Source organism: Paenibacillus sp. NPDC058174, from assembly GCF_042883865.1.
Classification (GTDB): domain Bacteria; phylum Bacillota; class Bacilli; order Paenibacillales; family Paenibacillaceae; genus Pristimantibacillus.
The window spans coordinates 107848-126937 of the sequence record NZ_JBHVUY010000007.1 but is presented as its reverse complement, the minus strand read 5'-3'; the positions used below and the strand labels follow the sequence as shown (position 1 = coordinate 126937).

Genomic DNA, 19090 nt, shown 5'->3' with positions numbered 1-19090 from the left:
CGAAAAGCGAAGTTAGGTTCGCTGTAGCCGGGATTGTCACGATTTAGAGTGTATATAGCGAAGTTAGATTCGTTCTTTTGCGAAGGAGGTTCGCTATAGGCTAGAGTAGCTTAGGTCCGGTCATGTTGTGGGCTGTGAAATAAATGAGATAGCGAAGCGAGTTCGCTATTTTACGAAGACGACTTCTGAAATAAGGCGGAAAACAGCCGGATCCCGGCCATGCTTCAGCATTAGCGAAGTGATTTTCGCAATTGGAGAAGCTAGGTTCTCGAAAAGCGAAGTTAGGTTCGCTGTAGCCGGGATTGTCACGATTTAGAGTGTATATAGCGAAGTTAGATTCGTTCTTTTGCGAAGGAGGTTCGCTGTAGAGTATCGCTCAGCAAGTGCACAGCGGGAGCGGTTAAAGTGATGACACGTTTCAAAGTGACGATCTACAGAACGGTAGTGCAGCGCGAGCAGAAGCGGTTCTGCGCTACTGAGAATACAGAGAGCTGATCATAGGTGGTTGCGGGCTTATATCGTTCACTGTCCTTACGGGCAGTTTTTTTGATGTTTATATTGACAGCTGACTACGGCAGGAGTAAGATTTAAACAAACGTTTTAAACAGGTGTTTAAGACGAAAATAGAGAACGCAATAGGGAGTGGATTGTAGATGGCAACAGCTTTAAAAGCTTTTTTCAAACGACCGACGACGATCGTTGGTATCGTTACAGCACTAATGTTCCAAGTTATTTTTTCGGTCATTTGGATGACGGGATACAATGGCGTAACGGATCGTACCAGCCAGCTGAAGATTGCGGTAGTCAATGAAGACACGCAGCTTGGTCAGCAGGTAGCGGGCACGCTGGCGAAACAGCTGCCTTTCAACATGTCGCAGCTCTCAAGCTTAGAGGAAGCGCAAAAGCAGTTAAATGAGCGCGAGCTGCAAATGATCATTTATTTGCCCGCGGACTTTACGCAAAAAGCTTCATCACCGGACAGCAAGGCGGCTGTGCAATATTTTATTAATGAATCGAACCCTGCTTTAATTAAAAGCATTATGAGCTCAGTTGCGAATCAAGTAACGGCAGAAGTGAATCAGCAAGCGGTTGCCGCTGGCATTCAAGGCGCGCTGGCGCAGGCCAATCTGCCGGCTGAGCAGGCTGCAGCTGCATCACAAAGCTTGTCGCAGCGTGTGACTGCTGACATTCAATCGTCGAACAAGGTTAATGGAATGAATAATCAGATGGTGCCAATGATGCTCGTACTGGCATCGTATGTAGGCTCGATGATTATGGGGATGAATCTGGAGCAATCTTCAATGGCAGTTAGCGGTCAAGTGGGACGTTGGAACCGATTCGCTGCCCGAAGCGTAATAAATGTAGTTGCAGCTATTTTCGTCTCCTTGGTAGGAGCGTCGCTGCTGGCTGCATTTGGCGGACAAATGGAAAATGGTTTCTTCCACTTGTGGCTGTTCCAATTTGTCGTATTGATTACGTTCATGTTCGTGTCGCAGATGTTCTTGTATCTGTTCGGCATGGCAGGTATGCTGTTTAATATTATTCTGCTATCGGCGCAGCTGGTTACATCCGGTGCGGTTGTACCTCGTGAGCTGCTGTCAGGCTTCTTTACGGGTCTTGGCGACATCCTGCCCGCTACGTACGCTGTAGAAGGCGGAATGAATTTGCTGTTCGGAGGCCCTGGTATCGGAAGCGATGCAGGCGTACTGCTCATTATTGCTGCAATAGCATTTGTAGTCAGCGGTGCAGCAGTGGCTCTGAAGCGGCAGTCCATGCCCCATCCCGCTGGAGCGTTAGCGAAACAAACCACTTAAATTTATTGGAGGCCTTGGTATGAACAATGACGGCAACAACGATATGAAGGTGAGAATATTGCTTGCGGCTAGGAAATTGTTCGCAAATCAAGGCTACGATGGGACAACAGTCAGGCAAATATGCGAGGAAGCGGGAGCGAATGTCGCTCTCGTCTCCTATTATTTTGGCGGCAAGGAAAACATGTTCGCGGCATTGTTTGAGAACTTTTTTCCGAATGAACAGATCGCTTCTATCGGCCTGGATATAGATCCGGTCGAAGGAATTCGCATACTGATTAAGGAAGTAACCGAGTACCGTATGCGTGAGCCGGAGCTCGTCCGGATTATGCAGCAAGAAATTATATTGAATACCCCGCGGATTCAAAAAATTAGAGAGCATGCGATGCCGATCTGGCAGCTGCTGAAAGAAGCACTCAAACGAGGCAAACAACAAGGCGTGTTTGAGTTTGGTTCATTAGATACCGCATTTATGGCCATCGTAGGCACCTTGCTCTTTTACCGGCATTCGGAGTATTGGCGGGCATTGACCGAAGAAGAGCCTGACATCGGAAGCTTAATTGCAGATTTAACTCAGTTTATATTAAACGGGCTTCAATACAAATCCGTCTAAACTAAAAATCCCCGGCTGCCTTGAACCCAAAGGCAGCCGGGGATTTTTTCGCAGGCGTGCTGCGGATTAGGCCTCCAGCGGCAGCGGATTGCGAACGATTTTTACCTCGTAAAATTGTATTTTATTATCGATAATGTAGTCCGGCGTTTTGCGGTGCTGATGGGATTCGCGGAATGCTTCACTGCGAGTCCAGGCTTGGAAGTTTTCTTTGGATTCCCAGCGGGTGACGACGGATACCTCATCATACTCCTTCGTATTCTCGGTAAGCATGACTTCCAGGCCGAGGAACCCTTCCATCCCCTCTACCTTACCCACTTTGTTGAAGCGCTCAATCAGCTTCTCTCCGTTGCCCTTTGTAATCTTCGACACGTTCGTTACAATAACCATTGTTTTGTCCTCCTCGAGTTTTTTTAATTTAGGAATAATAATCGGGTAATCTTCCTCGTAGCTGACTTTTGCTTCAAGCTCGAAGACGTCCCGCAGTAACCTGGAAGTAATAACGGTTTTGGGATGACCGGCATCCGCAATTTGTCCGCCGTCCATCGCGATTAAATAATCACAGAAGGCTGCAGCTTGCTGAAGATCATGCAGTACCATGACGATGGTCAAATTCAATTGCTTATTCAGCTTCCGGAGCATTTCCATCACATCGAGCTGATGCGATATATCCAGATAGGTCGTCGGCTCATCGAGCAGCACGATACCGGTTTTCTGGGCCAGCGCCATAGCGATTCGCGCTTTCTGCTGCTCGCCGCCTGACAGCGTATGAAACATGCGGTCTTCATGCCGTAAAATGCCTGTCTGCTTCAGCGCCCATTTTACGATCGACTCATCTTCCTCTGTCAGCCGTTGACGGAGCAGTCCCTGATGGGGAGAGCGGCCATAGGAAACAAGCTCTCTGACCGTCATATAAGGCGCGGTATCTTTGGCTTGCGGAAGCATGGATATCGTTCGGGCAAGCTCTGCCCGTTTGAATGCCTTGCCTTCCTTCCCGTCGATGAGAACGGCGCCGCTGTCGGCTTCAAGCAATTGAGCAACCAGCTTCAGAAGCGTTGATTTGCCGGAGCCGTTTGGCCCGATAATCGCGGTCATCTGCCCCTTGGGGATGGAGGCCGTCACGTCTTGCAGACGGAACATGCCGCGTTCCAGATCCAGCTCTTTCATTTCAATTGCACTCATCTCATGACACTCCGTTTCCTCAGCAGATATAGAAAGAATGGGGCTCCGACACACGCCAGCAAAATACCGACAGGCAGCTCGATTGAATCAATCCATGATCTTGCAATCGTATCAGCCAGTACGACGAGCGCTGCTCCGCCGCCTATGGACAGGGGCAGAAGAAAACGGTAATCCTCGCCGATTAGCAGTCTTATCGCATGCGGAACGACCAAGCCGACGAAGCCGACCAGTCCGGCGACGCTGACGGCAGAGCCGGCAAGCAGGGCGGCTAGCACGATAAGCAGCAAACGTTGAAGCTCGACGCGCTGACCGAGCAGCTTCGCCGAATCGTCACTTAACAACAATAGATTAGCTGGCTTAATCGCGATCAGAGATAACAGGAGACCGGCACCCGCGTAAGGAAGCATGAAGGACAGGTGTGACCAGCTTCGGCCGTTAAGTCCGCCAGCAAGCCAAGGCAGGACAGCCTGCACGCGATCGCTGTAGACGACCATCACACCGTTCATGACGGCGCCAAGCAGCGCATTGACGGCTACACCGGCAAGGACGATCTTGATGGGCGAGCTTCCTTTATCCCAGGCCAGCAAATAAATAAGCATGGCGGAGATAAAAGCGCCAGCGAACGCAGACAGCGGCAGCAAATAGCTGAATTGCGGCAAAAGCACCATCGTGATCACAGCGGCCAGACCCGCGCCGGAGGAAACGCCAATGACGCCGGGATCGGCAAGCGGGTTGCGCATAACGCCTTGCAGCAGTGCGCCGGAAGCTGCCAGACAAGCTCCTGTAAGCAGGCCGATCAGCACTCGCGGCAGTCTTAAATCCATAATGATGGTGCGGTAGGTGGAATCGCCGTCTCCCGTTAATACGATCCAAATATCACGAAGCGGGATCGGGACCGAGCCGTAGCTGATGCCGTAGACGGAGATGAGAACGATAAGCGGCAGCATAACCGCAGAGAGCCAGCGTCGTCTTGTTGTACGGGTAGCCAGATTCATGACGGCTGCTTCGCTTTCTCCAAGAGCTGATGCAATTCATCCAATGCCTCGATGACCCGCGTTCCCGGATTGGTGCCGAACAGCTCGGAAGGCAAAATTTCGACCTGATTGTTTTTAACCGCATCGATCCCGTTCCAAGCGGCATTGCCCTGCATTTCCTTCAAAAAGCCTGCCTTCACTTCTTTCGGGTTGCCGTGCGTCATAATAAGAATCAGCTGCGGATTGGCCTGCACCACGCGTTCTGTATTAATTTGCGCATACTGCGGATAGCTCTGCAAAGCTGCAAAATCCGAGGCGATATTGTAGCCCCCCGCAAGCTCCAGCAAATTGCCGCTTAAGGAATTGGGCAGCGCAGCCATGTAAGTGCCGGGAGCGCCATAGACGATGAGCGTCCTTGTCGATTGCGCGCTATCTGATGAATGATAGCCGTCAAGCTTGTCGTCAATGACAGCATTAAGCTCGGCAGCCTTTGTCTCCTTGTGAAGCATCTCTCCGAAAAGCGTAATCTGACGCTTGATATCCTCGACAGAATTGGCGCTTGTCAGCACCATTTTGGAATGAATGCCTTCGATAATGGGCACATCCTTGCTGTTCATCGGATAATGGCCCAATACGACATCAGGCTTCAGCAGCGTGATGCGTTCCAGATCCACTTCATGTGTCGAACCGATTTGGGTTACATCCTGCGCCTCTTTGACGGGAGAAGGGCCCTTTGTCGTCGGCCGGCCTACAAGTGTACCGCCTAACGCATAAATAATATCCATCTCTCCGTTGCTCAGCGCTATGATATGTTGCGGCACTTGGGAAAATGCCACGCTCCGCTCGGCAAAGTCCTTAATGGAGACAGCGGCAGCAGCATCCGGGGGATTCGATAAAGAATCTGTCGTGCTTGATGCCTTCGAGGCGCTGCAGCCGGCTGTCGCCAATAAGGCGCATAGTGCCAGAGGTATAAGCTTTCTCATAAAGGCAGCCTCCTGTATTTTATTATCAGTGATAATCACTATCAATTAGGCTCATCAAATAAATGATAGTGATAATCGTTATCGTCGTCAATAGGTTTTGTAAAACTTTTAGTTTATTTTGCTATTTATTTTTTTAATCGCGAAATGTTATTGACAGGATAATCTTTGTAGGATACGATTTCTTCGAGCTCAATATGGTAATGATTTCAACGCTGGAGGCATGCTGTGCAAATAAAAATGACATTGCTCTGTATAAGGAACTGTGAGCTGGGAAGCTCTAAAACCCTTGCTACATAGGGATTTAGGAAGTGAAACGAATATTTGAACGTCTATTTTTTTTGTTCAATTATTGAGAATGATAATCATTAACTGATTATATAATTGGAAGTTAATGATGTGGTTATTAATCGAATTTTATTGTTTATCTATCGATAAAGTTTGATTTTTTTACAATATAAGGAGGATAGGAATGAAATTATTCAGTCGTGCAACTATGCTTTTTCTGCTCTGCATGGCACTGTTTGCAAGCGCAGCTACTGTGCAGGCAGCTTCCGATCTTGCCGATGGTACTTATTCTATCGCCTATACGGTATTGAAAGCGGAAGACGACTCTGTATCGATGGCCAATGATTACTGGGAGAAACCGGCGACGATGTACGCAGAAAAAGGCAAGTTGACCGTCCAGCTGCAAATCAACCACAGCCAGTGGGTGAAAGAATTCAAGGTTGAAGCCGGCGGCAGTTACACGGAGGCGAAGCAGGTTAGCAAGAACGATTCGGCAGATACGAGAGTGGTGAAGTTCCAAGTAGACGACTTCTCCAAGCCCGTTATGGCGAAAATCCATGTCATTGTCGAATCAATTGACTACAATCACAAATATACAATTCGAATGGCTTTCGACAACGATTCCTTAACGCTGATTAAAGCAGCGGATAAGCAGGCTGTTAACAAACCTGCGGACAATGAGTCTAAGCCAACGCCTAAACCGACAGCTAAACCAACGGCTAAGCCGGCAGAAACGACTGGAACTGCAACGCCGACTGCACCTGCTGTAAAGCCGGCAGATCATGCGGCCAAGCCGGATTCCGCGGCAAAGCCTGACAACAATGGCGGCGCATCAGAGGCAAAAACGGGGGAAGCTTCGCCTGCTACTTCCGCCAGCGTGAATGCTGGGAAAGCAGACAATGAGGGCCAATCAACACCTGAGGCTACGCCAGTTCCGTCCGACGAACCAGTAGCTCCGGCCGCAGAGACCAAAGAGCCTGAAAGCAATCAGGCGAATGAGCCGCCCGCTTCCCCGTCTCCATCTGCAGAAAGTACAGACGTGCAAGGGCAGCAAGCGGCAGCGGACGGTGAAGACACGGCTGGAGTTGTACAAACGGTAGCGGAGCCAAGCAAGCCTGCCGGTGATCCAGCCAAGGGCCAGGAAGAAAACGGACGCAGCAACCTGTTCGTCATTGCAATATTGGCGGTTATTTTGCTGGGCGGCGGACTCGTACTTTTTTTACGAAGCAAGAAAGGTAGTCTGAAAAAATAATGATGACGAGGAGATACGGGGAAATGAAAAAGAAATGGTTCAAGCTTATGACAATGGCGCTGCTGCTGTTCGTCGTTCTAGGAACGGTACAGCTGTATCCGGCGCAAGCGGCTTCATCGAATCGATTGACAGACGGAGTTGCAATTGATTTCAAGGTGTTGAAGGATCAGACCGAAGATGTATCGGTTATGGATGGTTACTTGGTAAAACCGGCTGTATTGAAGCTGGAAAACGGCAAGACGTTTATCTATGCCACGCTGAAAAACAGCGATTGGATTACCGTGTTTAAGACGCAGTTTAATGGCGTGTACTCGGATGCCGACAATGTGCAGGAAACGACTGTTGGCGGGATCAAGCACCGCGAGGTTAAATTCGAAGTAACGGATCTGGGCGCGAAGCTGAATGCTAAGACCCATGTCACGATTCCGCCGGAAATTGTTCCAAACTATGATCATGACTATGATGTGCAACTGCAATTCCTTGCGGCTGCGGGCGATTCTGCTGCGCTTCTCTCAGCGGTTGCCGCTGCACAAACGGTATATGCCGGGGCACAGGAAGGCACGGCTCAAGGCCAATATCCGGCTTCCGCTAAGCAAGCTTTCAAAGCTGCCATCGATGAAGCATTCCTGACCGCCTACGATGCGAATGCAACAGCTGGAGAAGTAACAGGCGCATTGTCAGCGCTTCAAGCAGCTGGCAGCACATTCGCTGGTTCGGTTATTGGCGAGCAGGCGCAGCAAGTCAATTATGTCGTGATCAATGCAACGAATACGTTCAAGGCTTCCAGCATGGAGCGTTACTTCACGAAACCGGCTGAAGTTACGACCCGCAACGGCAAAACGTACGCTTCGTTCACGGTAAAAGAGAGCAGCGTTATTCCTAGCCTGAAGGTTGAGAAAGAAGGAGCGCTAGCTGAAACGACAATCGTCAGCTCAAATTCGGCTGCTGACACTAGAGTTGTAGAATTCGAAATTCCAAGTCTGACAGCTCAGCTGAATGGCTCGGTCAGCATTGATACGGTTGCAAACGGTCAGCCTTATCAAATGACTCATAGCATTATTTTTAAATTTACTCCTGCGAACAAAACAGCGCTTGATCAATTGGTAACAAGCTCGGAATCCTTGTACAGCAGTGCAGTGGTCGGAACGGAGCCGGGCCAATATCCGCAGAACGCAAAAACAGCGTTCCAAACCGCAATCAATGCAGCGAAAGCGAAAGGAACTTGGCTGGCGGCACAAGCGGCTGTAGATGAGGCTGTTACGGAGCTGACTTCGGCGAAAGCGACTTTCCAAGCTGCAGTTGTAGGAAACGGCAATAACGGTGGAAACAACGGAGGCAATAATGGCGGCGGAACGCCAAACCCTGAAGTGCCTGGCGATATTGCAGACGGAACTTACAACTTGTCGTTCCAGATTTTGAAAAAGGGCACAAGCTCCGCATCGGTTATGGACGGCTATGTGGTGCGTCCAGCTAAGCTTGAAGTAACAGGCGGCAAAAAATATGTGACGCTGCGACTGACGAAAAGCAATGAAATTACAGGATTTAAAGTAGAGGGTGTTAGCCCTTCTGTTGTTGCAACAAATACTTCTGCCAATACACGAGACGTTAAATTTGAAGTATCCAATCTGAGCGGTCTGATCAGCGGCTGGGTTAAAATCGATTGGGCGGAAATCAACTATCATCATGAATATGATGTTCAAATTCAGCTAGGCGGCTACAGCGCTTATACCGGCGATCCGGGCCATAATGCAAATCCGAAACCGCCAACCGATCTTCCAGGTGAAACACCAGGAAAAGAAGAAGAAGGCGGCAAAGACAACGAGCAAAAACCGGGTGGCAGCAATCCTTCAGTTACGTTGAAAGACGTAGCGAACAGCTGGGCAAAAGCATCGATCGAACGTGCCGTTTCGCTTGGGCTGGTAACAGGCTATAGCGACAACAGCTTCCGTCCGGACGGAACGATCAGCCGCGTAGAATTTACAGCGCTGATCAGCCGGGCATTGAAGCTGAACACAGCTTCGAGTTCACAAACGGCCTTCAAGGACAATGACAGCATTCCGGCATGGGCAAAAGCTTATGTGGAGCAAGCGGTAGCAGCAGGCGTAATTAGCGGCTTCGCTGATGAATCCTTCCGTCCCGCGCAAAATGTGAACCGGGCTGACATCGCAGTAATGATGGTTCGCGCGCTTGGCATTACGGTTGATGAGAAAGCGGAACTGACTTTCGCCGATGCCGATGCGATTCCTGCTTACGCGAAGCCTTATGTAGCTGCTGCAGTTAAAGCAGGCTTAATCACTGGCCGCGAGAACAACAAATTCGCTGCTTCTTCCAACGCTACGCGGGCCGAAGCGGTGACGATCATTCTGCGTGCTTACGATTATGCGGAAGCACAAGCTAAAGAAGCCAAAGCAGCGGAAGAAAGCAAGAAGAAGGAAGAAAAAGCAGCCTAAACCGGGCGTAAGAATGAAACTAGAAATCGAAGAGGATGCCGGGAAACCGGCGTCCTTTATCGATTTTTCTCCTTGTAGAGAAAGGAAAGGGGCTATTGATGAAAGGATTTGGAACAAAGCTCATGATGCTCGCTCTGCTGGTTCTGCTCATGGCAGGCTGTGCGTCGCAGCCGCAGCCAACTGTGAAGCAGGAACAGAATGTTCAACAGGCGGCTGCAACCGCTGTTCCATCGGAAAAACCGGCAGCGCGTATCGTCTCCACTACTGTCGCCATTACACAAATGCTGGACTTGTTGGGAATTGACGATGTTGTCGGCATCCCGTCCAGCTCCAAAACGCTGCCGTCCCGTTATGATGGCGTGAAAAAGGTAGGCAATCCGATGAGTCCGGATATGGAAATCGTTAAGTCGCTCAAGCCGACAGAGGTGCTGTCGGTGACAACGCTGCAATATGAGCTCGAGCCGGTATTCAAAAATGTCGGCGTAGACGCGACGTTCCTTAACTTGACGAGTCTCGGCGACATGCAGCAAGCAATTGTGAAGCTGGGCGAGAAATATGATCGTGTAGATCGGGCGAAGGAAATTGTGAAGAGCTATGACGATAAAATTGCCGAAATCCGCTCTAAAACGGAAGGGCGTCCCGCTCCAACCGTACTTATTCTGCTAGGCGTGCCAGGCAGCTACTTGGTGGCGACGGAGCATTCTTATATTGGAGATCTCGTGAAGTTAGCGGGCGGGGTCAATATCGTACAAGGTGAAAAGGTAGAGTATCTTGCTTCCAATACGGAATATTTACAGCAGGCGAATCCCGATGTCATTCTTCGGGCAGCGCATGGGATGCCGGAGGAAGTTGTAAAAATGTTCGACGAGGAATTTAAAAAGAATGATATTTGGAAGCATTTCAACGCGGTGAAGAATGGCCGGGTATATGACCTGGAGGAGATGCTGTTTGGAACGACGGGCAATCTGGCGGCAAACGAAGCGCTGGATGCGCTGATGGGGATGTTGTATCCATAATTGGGGGAAGCGCGGAATGTATAAAAAAGCGACGTGGTTTAGCGCTGTCATTATTTTATTAGTGGGAGTCACGATATTCTCGGCGATGACTGGCAGCATCAAGGTTGGCCCATTGGAGCTGATCAAAGGTTTAATAACGGGAACAAATGAAGAGGTGGCAGTGATCCGTGATCTGCGTCTTCCGCGCTTGATCGTCTCACTGCTTACGGGTGCGGCGCTCGCGGTATCGGGTGTATTGCTGCAGGCCGTTATGCGGAATCCGCTGGCGGATGCGGGTGTAATCGGCATTTCCTCGGGAGCGGGACTTGTGTCGCTGCTGATGGTGACGATTTTTCCAGCGATGTATTTCTGGATGCCGCTTTTCTCCTGCATTGGCGGAGCAATCGCTTGCCTGCTCGTCTACTCGTTCTCCTGGCGCTCGGGGCTTCAGCCGATGCGGCTCATTCTGGTGGGCGTCGCTATTAATGCGACTTTTACGGGACTGGGGCAATCCTTTAACTACCGGGGCAGTTACGCGGTAACGTCCGTCAATCAGGCAATCAGCTCGATTTTTACGATGAAAACCTGGGCCGATGTCGAAATACTGGGACTGTACGGTTCGATTGGACTGGTGCTGTCCCTGTTTCTTATTTCTTGGTGCAACATGCTTTCTCTGCAGGACAAAACAGCGGGCAATCTGGGGTTGCGGGTTACACAAGCCCGTCTACTGATCTCAGTTGTTGCTGTGCTGCTGGCCTCGGTTGCAACGGCAGTCGGGGGATTGATTGCTTTCGTTGGCTTGCTAGTCCCCCATATCGGAAGGATGGCGGTCGGCTCCGATCATAAGGCGCTTATACCATTCTCGGCTTTGGCAGGGGCGCTGCTTATTCTGACAGCGGATACGCTTGGAAGGACGATTTTGGCACCGACCGAAATTCCCGCTTCTATAATAATGACCGTGATCGGTGGACCGTTTCTTATTTTCATGCTAAGGAGGAGTGACCGCCATTATGGAAATTAACGAGCTAAGCTTCTCTTACGACAAACAAACGGATTCCATCAAAAATGTAACTTGTACTGTGGCCGAAGGAGCGATTACGACGATTATCGGCCCAAACGGCAGCGGCAAGTCGACGCTGCTTGGACTGATGTCCCGCAACTATGCGCCCCGCCACGGGCAAATCATGCTGGACGGCAAGGCGCTAAGCAGCTATAAGCCGAAGGAGCTTGCGAAAAAGCTGGCTGTCGTCCACCAGCATAATGAAGCGCCGGCAGATATGACGGTTGAGAAGCTGGTGGGCTTCGGCAGGCTGCCGCATAAAGGGATGTTCCGGCAAGACAGCGGCGATGGCGAAGAAGCGGTAGAATGGGCGCTGGCCAGCACCAATCTCATTGGCAAGCGCCAGCTCCGAATCGACCGGTTGTCCGGAGGCGAACGGCAGCGGGTGTGGATTGCGATGGCGCTGGCGCAGAAGACGCCGATTTTATTTTTGGATGAGCCGACGACTTATCTGGACATCTATTATCAGTTTGAAATTCTCGAGCTTGTGAAAAAGCTGAATGCGGAGCTTGGCCTGACGATTGTGATGGTACTCCATGATATTAATCAAGCGATTCGTTACAGCGATAATCTCATTGTAATGAAGAAAGGCGAAGTGCTCATCATGGGTGAGCCGGAGACTGTAGTGACGCCAGCTGTCATGAAGACAGTCTACGGTGTGGATGTGAAGATCAGCCGTGACGAGGATTCCGGCCTCTATATGCTTCCGCTCGGAATTCATGCTTGAAATCGGGAACAAAACCGCTGCCCTGCTCGTCATAAATAATAGTGAATAAATGGCAAGGGAGCGGATGTGGTGAAATATGTGTATATGCTTCTGTTAGTTATGGTGCTCGGCGCCTGCAGCAGCGAATCAGTTGACCGGGCTGAAGAACCGCACAGCGGCGGGGAAGGCGATTTGGCTTCGCCAGCACCGGCAATTATTGAGTCTCGGATGGGGGATTTTGTGCTTCGTCTGGATACCGGCAAGTCGATCTATACACCTGAAGAAGCGGTTGTTGTCCGGGCGCTGCTGAAATACGACGGCGATAAGGAAGCGGAGACAATCTACCATGCGATGTATCCGGTTGCGTTGGGCGTATCGGAGCTGACGAGGGGAATCGACTTCGGCTATGAGATGGAGCAGCCTCTCATTACGACGGAAATGCAAAAGGGAATGTGGCTGGAAATCGCCTATCGAAAAAAAGCAGGCTATACGAATAAGGAATCGCACGAAGCTTTTATAGAAGCGTTTTTGAAAGGGGATACGTTTCCGGCAGGCCAATACAACATCAGAGCTTTTGCTGACTTTTATACCGAGGCAGGCGGGAAGAAAACAGACTATCAGTTTTCGGCAGAAAAACAGATAAGCGTTCATTGAAGCGGGAGCAGAAAAAGACGGCTGGCTCCTTATAGGTTATTTTACAAAAGGTTATAATGGTTAAAGTGCCTGTGGGCGGCTATAAAAAAGAAGATGCACTTGAAATCGAAGCGAAAAAAAAGTATGATAATTATGGTTGTTAGCACTTTACGCTTACGAGTGCTAATAAAAAACAATAAGCGACAAACTTTTTAAGGAGGCTATTTTCAATGATCAAACCTTTGGGTGAACGCGTACTGATCGAACCGATCGCAAAAGAAGAGACGACCGCAAGCGGTATCGTATTGCCGGACTCGGCTAAAGAGAAACCGCAAGAGGGCAAAGTAGTTGCAGTAGGCAGCGGTACGTTGAAAGATGGCGTTCGTGTTGCGCTTGAAGTAAAAGAAGGCGACCGCGTTCTTTTCTCCAAATATGCAGGAACTGAAATCAAGTACGAAGGCAAAGAGTATTTGATTATGAAAGAAAGCGACATTCACGCGATCTTTGGATAAGCCCCGTTAGGGACATATAGAGCAAGAACCAAGCAACACCATACATCTATTTATTTTCCGGGAGGTAATCGATAATGGCTAAGGACATTAAATTTAGTGAAGACGCTCGCCGCGCAATGCTGCGCGGTGTTGACGCTCTTGCAAATGCGGTTAAAGTAACGCTCGGCCCTAAAGGCCGCAACGTCGTGCTGGAGAAAAAATTCGGCAGCCCGCTCATCACGAATGACGGCGTATCCATCGCCAAAGAAATCGAGCTGGAAGATGCATTCGAGAACATGGGTGCTCAACTGGTTAAAGAAGTAGCTACAAAAACTAACGATGTAGCCGGTGACGGAACGACAACTGCTACCGTTCTTGCTCAAGCGATGATTCGCGAAGGCCTGAAAAACGTAACAGCTGGCGCTAACCCGATGGTTATCCGCAAAGGCATCGAAAAAGCGGTTAAAGCAGCTGTTGAAGAGCTGAAAACAATCGCAAAACCAATCGAAGGCAAACAATCCATTGCACAAGTTGCTGCAATCTCCTCGGCTGATGACGAAGTTGGCCAACTGATCGCAGAAGCTATGGAAAAAGTGGGCAACGACGGCGTTATTACTGTAGAAGAGTCGAAAGGCTTCGTTACAGAGCTGGAAGTAGTTGAAGGTATGCAATTCGACCGCGGCTACGTTTCCCCTTACATGATCACAGATACGGATAAAATGGAAGCTGTCCTCGACAACCCATACATCCTGATCACGGATAAAAAAGTATCGAACATTCAAGAGATCCTTCCGGTTCTCGAGAAAGTGGTACAATCCGGCAAGCAATTGCTGATCATCGCTGAAGACATCGAAGGCGAAGCGCAAGCTACGCTGGTAGTCAACAAACTTCGCGGCACATTCACTTGCGTAGGCGTTAAAGCTCCAGGCTTCGGCGACCGCCGCAAAGCAATGCTGCAAGATATCGCTGCTCTGACTGGCGGCCAAGTGATCACAGAAGAGCTCGGCCTTGAGCTGAAATCGACGACTGTTGAACAACTGGGCTCCGCTCGTCAAGTACGCGTAACGAAAGAAAACACGATCATCGTTGACGGCAGCGGCGAAGCTTCTGACATCGTAGCTCGTGTTAATCAAATCCGTGCTCAACTGGAAGAAACAACTTCCGAGTTCGACAAAGAGAAGCTGCAAGAGCGTCTGGCTAAATTGTCCGGCGGCGTAGCGGTAATCAAAGTCGGCGCGGCTACTGAAACCGAATTGAAAGAGCGCAAGCTCCGCATCGAAGATGCCCTGAACTCCACTCGCGCAGCTGTGGAAGAAGGTATCGTATCCGGCGGCGGTACAGCTCTGATCAACGTATACAAAGCAGTTGCTGCTGTTAAAGCAGACGGCGACGAGCAAACTGGCGTTAACATCGTATTGCGCTCCCTCGAAGAGCCGCTTCGCACAATTGCTGCGAACGCAGGCCAAGAAGGTTCTGTAATCGTTGAGCGTCTGAAAAACGAAAAAGTTGGCGTAGGCTACAACGCAGCTTCCGGCGAATGGGTAAACATGTTCGAAGCGGGCATCGTTGACCCTGCGAAAGTAACGCGTTCCGCGTTGCAAAACGCAGCTTCCGTTGCGGCTATGTTCCTGACAACTGAAGCAGTTGTTGCTGACAAGCCTGAAAAAGACAAACCAGCTATGCCAGATATGGGCGGCATGGGTGGCATGGGCGGTATGATGTAATAAGCTTCAAAAAACCCTGTGGTATCAAGGGTTTAGGGCTCCTTCGGGAGCCCTTTTTTATTATAAAATCACAAGAAAATCACAAAGAAAAGACACCTCTTATATTGAAGTGCCCCTAGAATTACATTGAATTATTCAGTTTTAAGTTACTTTTCCGTCTCTTTACCCAAAGGTATGCCATGGAATGGGATAACATGTAGATCGTGATCGACAAGGGAATGATGATCCATAAACCCAATTGGTGATGAACGAGCACAGTAAACAAGCCGATTAAGAGGAAATGGATAAAATAAATCTCTGTTGTGAGTGCGCTAGCGCTTTTTAGAAATGTCTTTAATTTTCCCGTTAGCTTGAGCGTCAGGAAGTAAATGCAGCTGATCCAAAATAAAATAAAGGCAAGATAAAATAAATTCACAATCAGCGTATGATGATAATAGCGATCATCTGATTCATACCCGGTAGGGAAATCAAAAGTGATAATTAACATCACATACCCAATCAGAAGAAGGAAGGAAACTTTGAATAGGGTTTGATAGAAATGGACTTTATGCTCACTCTGAATTAATTGCTTGCCAAACAAATAGCCCCCGATAGGATAGGCAATCCATGTGAAGAAAGGAAAGAAGGACATGGAGTTGCCGAATAGCAGGGCCAGAACAGGGCTGCTCCCCATATTCTCAATATATGAAATATACGGCGAGAGTAATAAATTGATAGACATAAATGCGAGCAGTACGAAAATGTGCGCTTTGCAGGAAAATTTCAAATGGCTGGATAGAGCAAAATACAGCATCGTCAATCCTGCAAACTGTAAAATATCAATGTAAAAAAAATTGTCATAAAACAGGGTGGAAATACGCTCATAAGGCTCAAATCCAAGCTTCATGTTAACCCATGCCGGAAGAACGGAGCGAAACAGGTTTAACATATAGCCAGCCGTGATTAATAATAATCCTCGCTTAACAAGGCGTGCGGGGGTATTCCTTCTGGAGTAAATAACCCCGACGCCTAGTAAGAACATAAAAACTGGTGCGGCAGGAATACCTCCTAACGCTTGTACTGCTTTTCCATACAGGGATTCAAACTGGGCATCCGAAGTTCCGAATTGAATTAATACATGTACAAACACCATAAAAATAACTGCTAATCCTCTAGCTGCATCCAACTCATATTGCCTGTTGTTATTTTTTAGCATAATTATTGTTCAATGCCTGTAGAATTTAATTTTTTTTGCCGGTACATCAGACTATAGCCATCCTTGGGCATGGTTTTGATGATATGAAATTCATTGGCATCATAAAGCTGTTGAGCTTTAAGTTCGTTCTCGTGGGTGGAGGTATATAAAAGCAGGTTTTCTTTCCCGCGATGTTTCGACTGCTGTACTGCATAATTTAATAACTGGATACCGATGCGCTGACCGCGATAGCGTTCATCTACACAAAACCAGCCGATCCAATCATTCTTATCAAAATCGCTATTCAATTCGTATAAACCGATGATGCCCATTACTTGATGTTCACTAACAGCGACATAATACTGAAAAGAGCGGATATCGTCATCCTGTGTAATCTGATAGTTGCGCAGCAGCTCCGGGTCCAGACTTGCTTGAAGTTCACGGGCAGGGAGCACCTCTTCGTCCTCATCAAGAAATACGGAATTAACTAATTGACTGGCTTGAAATAAGTAGGATTGATTTAATTCAACGATCTTCATGCTTTTCATCCTTTGTTATGATTCTCAATAATCGGAAACCAGATTTCCGGAGAAACGGTTCCTGTTATCGGGTAATACTCAATTTCGGGAAGCAGAGAGATGGAGTGATCCGAGATCAACATCCACTCTGACAACACTCGATTACGGGTATGCCGGAAATGTTCATCAGTTATTCCATTAACAGCGAATTTTGCCCATTTCCCGGAGGGAAGCTGGATTACTTCAAATCCGTTAGAATCCTTAACCTCCTCATTCGTTAAAATGCCTATACCATAAATGAACTGATCGCCTTCACCAGCAAGGCTGATACCAATAAATGATGCAGCGCTGTATTGATTCCTCAACTCGCTAAGTGCGCCATTCATTTGCTGCCAAAATTGTTCAATGACTTGCATATAAATGGAGGTATCATTGGAAATCGCAAGGGTCCTTCCCACAAAAGACATCATGGAATGATTCTCTTCCGTGGCTGTTAAAGGGGCACTGCTTTCTACACTGAACTTGATATGCATCGGACCGAAATATTTGACTTGTCTGGACAACGTGCGGTTTCGAACATCTTTAGGGGAAATGCCATGAAATCTTTTGAAGGCCTTTGAGAAAGCTTCAGGTGTCTCATATCCGGTATTGAGAGCGACTTCAAGAATGGAAATGTTTTTTGATTTTAAGGTAATAGCAGCATGGCTCAACCTTCTGTTTCGAATATATTCTCCAATGGTAACCCCTGTTAATATTTGAAAAGTCTTCTGTAAATCAGATGTATTCGTATAAAATTGATTGGCCAAAGAATCTGGCGTTATGCTGTTGTTGAACAATTGTGCCTCTATTTCTAATAGAGCATCCGATATGAGTTTAATCTTTTCCAAGTTGAGCGCCCCTTATATGTACAGATTATAAACAATCTCCATGCAAAAGTTCTGTCTGATTCCAAGGAGTTTTGTCCGTTTTAAAAAGTTGAAGTCTGGATCAAATTGCTGTACTTTTTTTCATTGGAGTAAGTTAATAATAGTATAGACTGGCGGGCAGACTTACTAACAGCTAAGGCAAGATCATGAAGTTCTCTTACAGGAGACTCCGTGATCCTGCCTTTTTCTGCATTTTAGCCCCTCACCAGCAAATCCCGCTCCTTAACCAATTATTCATAAAACGATGACAAAGCGTTAACATCACATGCCTATAGTAGTTGTATAGACGTCTAGACAAATGAACGGTAAGAAAAACGCTTTGTGTCGTCATGGTTGGACTCGTCCTTATATTCTCAATTTTTTATATCAAACGTTCAATAGGTGGGACTCAATATGACATGCGTCATTGATTTTCTTAATGTAGGCTTTGGCGAAGCGACGGTTATTCGGTATACATATGGCGATCGCAGCTTTTGCCTTGTCGTGGATGGCGGAGATGTTCATGCAAGTACTAATATACGCAGATGCAGCCTTACTCAATATATTCGAGAACAGCATATTGAAAAAATTGATGTGCTCGTCCTCACTCATTTCCATAGGGATCATATTGGCGGAGTGCATGAAATTATAGGCCGTGTTCCGATTGGGGAAATAAAAATTCATCTGACGCTTCCCGAGTTTATTTTGGAGACGGGTATGATGGATTGCTCAACGCCAATGCTTGCCTCCCTCTCGTTATATATTCAGATTTTGAATATGGCGAAAGAGCTTAACATCCCTGTTGATGTTGTAGAGAGGTCTACAGCATTTTACGAGCAGGAGTTAACTTATAAGCTGCTAATGCCAGAAATGCATAAACTGCAACAACTGAAGCTGGAGCTAAATGATCTTGACATGAGTTGTCTGAAAGGGCAAGCGGAGTCCTTGAACCGAATTGACCGGATGCTGAGCTCGACCGCGATGGCAGTTATTATCAGCTATAAAGGGGAATCGGTTGTGCTGCTTACCTCTGACGTGTCCTTGGATTTTTGGGTGCCCTACTGCGGAGAGCTTACGAATATCGCCGTCGTGCAAGCTCCGCATCATGGTGACCAGCATCGGATTTCAGGGGAGTGGCTTAGCAGCATAAACCCACAAGCTGTAATTGTTAGTGCGGATGATAGAGGGACGTATCAGCTTCCGCATAAAGAGATCGAAGCGATAATCTCGGAGCATAGTAATGCACAGCTATACTATACGGAAGCTGCAGCGACAACTCATCGGATTCTTCGTGTAGACGCCCAGCAATGCAGTGTGGAGTTCATATAATAAGGAAC

At 48.1% G+C, this 19090-nt stretch carries 17 protein-coding genes; 11 read left to right on the top strand and 6 right to left on the bottom strand.

Annotated features, from left to right (window positions below; all coding sequences use genetic code 11):
• Positions 1 to 653: 653 nt before the first annotated feature.
• Positions 654 to 1814, top strand: coding sequence for a YhgE/Pip domain-containing protein (locus ACFVVF_RS24875; protein ID WP_387815298.1), 1161 nt, complete (start codon positions 654 to 656; stop codon positions 1812 to 1814).
• A 19-nt stretch (positions 1815 to 1833) separates the two neighbouring features.
• Positions 1834 to 2424, top strand: a complete 591-nt coding sequence (locus ACFVVF_RS24870; RefSeq protein WP_387815296.1) for a TetR family transcriptional regulator — start codon at positions 1834 to 1836, stop codon at positions 2422 to 2424.
• Positions 2425 to 2490: 66 nt separating this feature from the next.
• Here ACFVVF_RS24870 and isdG read toward each other — a convergent pair whose 3' ends face one another.
• From isdG to ACFVVF_RS24855, 3 genes are read right to left on the bottom strand one after another with little or no spacing between them, the layout of a single operon-like run.
• Positions 2491 to 3603, bottom strand: a complete 1113-nt coding sequence (gene isdG, locus ACFVVF_RS24865; RefSeq protein ID WP_387815294.1) for a heme oxygenase — start codon at positions 3601 to 3603, stop codon at positions 2491 to 2493.
• Positions 3600 to 4598: a FecCD family ABC transporter permease gene (locus ACFVVF_RS24860; protein ID WP_387815292.1), complete on the bottom strand. Its 999-nt coding sequence runs from the start codon at positions 4596 to 4598 to the stop codon at positions 3600 to 3602. Before ACFVVF_RS24860 ends, isdG begins: the two co-directional genes overlap by 4 nt.
• Entirely contained in the window at positions 4595 to 5560 is a 966-nt protein-coding gene (locus ACFVVF_RS24855; RefSeq protein WP_387815291.1) for an ABC transporter substrate-binding protein, read from the bottom strand. Before ACFVVF_RS24855 ends, ACFVVF_RS24860 begins: the two co-directional genes overlap by 4 nt.
• Before the next feature lie 469 nt (positions 5561 to 6029).
• Between ACFVVF_RS24855 and isdC the strand changes: the two genes are divergently transcribed.
• From isdC to groL, 8 genes are all read left to right on the top strand, one after another.
• Positions 6030 to 7097, top strand: a complete 1068-nt coding sequence (isdC, locus tag ACFVVF_RS24850) for a heme uptake protein IsdC (protein ID WP_387815289.1) — start codon at positions 6030 to 6032, stop codon at positions 7095 to 7097.
• Between the two features lie 23 nt (positions 7098 to 7120).
• Entirely contained in the window at positions 7121 to 9547 is a 2427-nt protein-coding gene (locus ACFVVF_RS24845) for an NEAT domain-containing protein (RefSeq protein WP_387815287.1), read from the top strand.
• Positions 9548 to 9645: 98 nt separating this feature from the next.
• Complete coding sequence (gene isdE / locus ACFVVF_RS24840) at positions 9646 to 10563, top strand: heme ABC transporter substrate-binding protein IsdE (protein WP_387815423.1); 918 nt, start codon at positions 9646 to 9648, stop codon at positions 10561 to 10563.
• A gap of 16 nt (positions 10564 to 10579) precedes the next feature.
• On the top strand, positions 10580 to 11563 hold the full coding sequence (locus tag ACFVVF_RS24835; protein ID WP_387815285.1) for a FecCD family ABC transporter permease: 984 nt from the start codon (positions 10580 to 10582) through the stop codon (positions 11561 to 11563).
• Complete coding sequence (locus ACFVVF_RS24830) at positions 11553 to 12329, top strand: ABC transporter ATP-binding protein (protein ID WP_387815283.1); 777 nt, start codon at positions 11553 to 11555, stop codon at positions 12327 to 12329. Before ACFVVF_RS24835 ends, ACFVVF_RS24830 begins: the two co-directional genes overlap by 11 nt.
• Positions 12330 to 12413: 84 nt before the next feature.
• Complete coding sequence (locus ACFVVF_RS24825) at positions 12414 to 12962, top strand: hypothetical protein (RefSeq protein ID WP_387815281.1); 549 nt, start codon at positions 12414 to 12416, stop codon at positions 12960 to 12962.
• Positions 12963 to 13171: 209 nt separating this feature from the next.
• Entirely contained in the window at positions 13172 to 13453 is a 282-nt protein-coding gene (groES, locus tag ACFVVF_RS24820) for a co-chaperone GroES (RefSeq protein WP_042170723.1), read from the top strand.
• Between the two features lie 74 nt (positions 13454 to 13527).
• A complete protein-coding gene (groL, locus tag ACFVVF_RS24815) occupies positions 13528 to 15156 on the top strand; it encodes a chaperonin GroEL (protein WP_387815279.1) in 1629 nt (542 codons plus the stop codon).
• Between the two features lie 121 nt (positions 15157 to 15277).
• Here groL and ACFVVF_RS24810 read toward each other — a convergent pair whose 3' ends face one another.
• From ACFVVF_RS24810 to ACFVVF_RS24800, 3 genes are read right to left on the bottom strand one after another with little or no spacing between them, the layout of a single operon-like run.
• Positions 15278 to 16351 carry a heparan-alpha-glucosaminide N-acetyltransferase domain-containing protein gene (locus ACFVVF_RS24810; RefSeq protein ID WP_387815277.1) on the bottom strand — a complete coding sequence of 358 codons (1074 nt, stop codon included), beginning with the start codon at positions 16349 to 16351 and terminating at the stop codon, positions 15278 to 15280.
• A 2-nt stretch (positions 16352 to 16353) separates the two neighbouring features.
• Complete coding sequence (locus ACFVVF_RS24805; protein ID WP_387815275.1) at positions 16354 to 16869, bottom strand: GNAT family N-acetyltransferase; 516 nt, start codon at positions 16867 to 16869, stop codon at positions 16354 to 16356.
• 5 nt (positions 16870 to 16874) lie between these two features.
• Positions 16875 to 17735 (bottom strand): AraC family transcriptional regulator, encoded by an 861-nt coding sequence (locus ACFVVF_RS24800; protein WP_387815273.1) that lies wholly within the window; start codon positions 17733 to 17735, stop codon positions 16875 to 16877.
• A gap of 432 nt (positions 17736 to 18167) precedes the next feature.
• Between ACFVVF_RS24800 and ACFVVF_RS24795 the strand changes: the two genes are divergently transcribed.
• A complete protein-coding gene (locus ACFVVF_RS24795) occupies positions 18168 to 19082 on the top strand; it encodes a ComEC/Rec2 family competence protein (RefSeq protein ID WP_387815271.1) in 915 nt (304 codons plus the stop codon).
• Positions 19083 to 19090 lie beyond the last annotated feature (8 nt).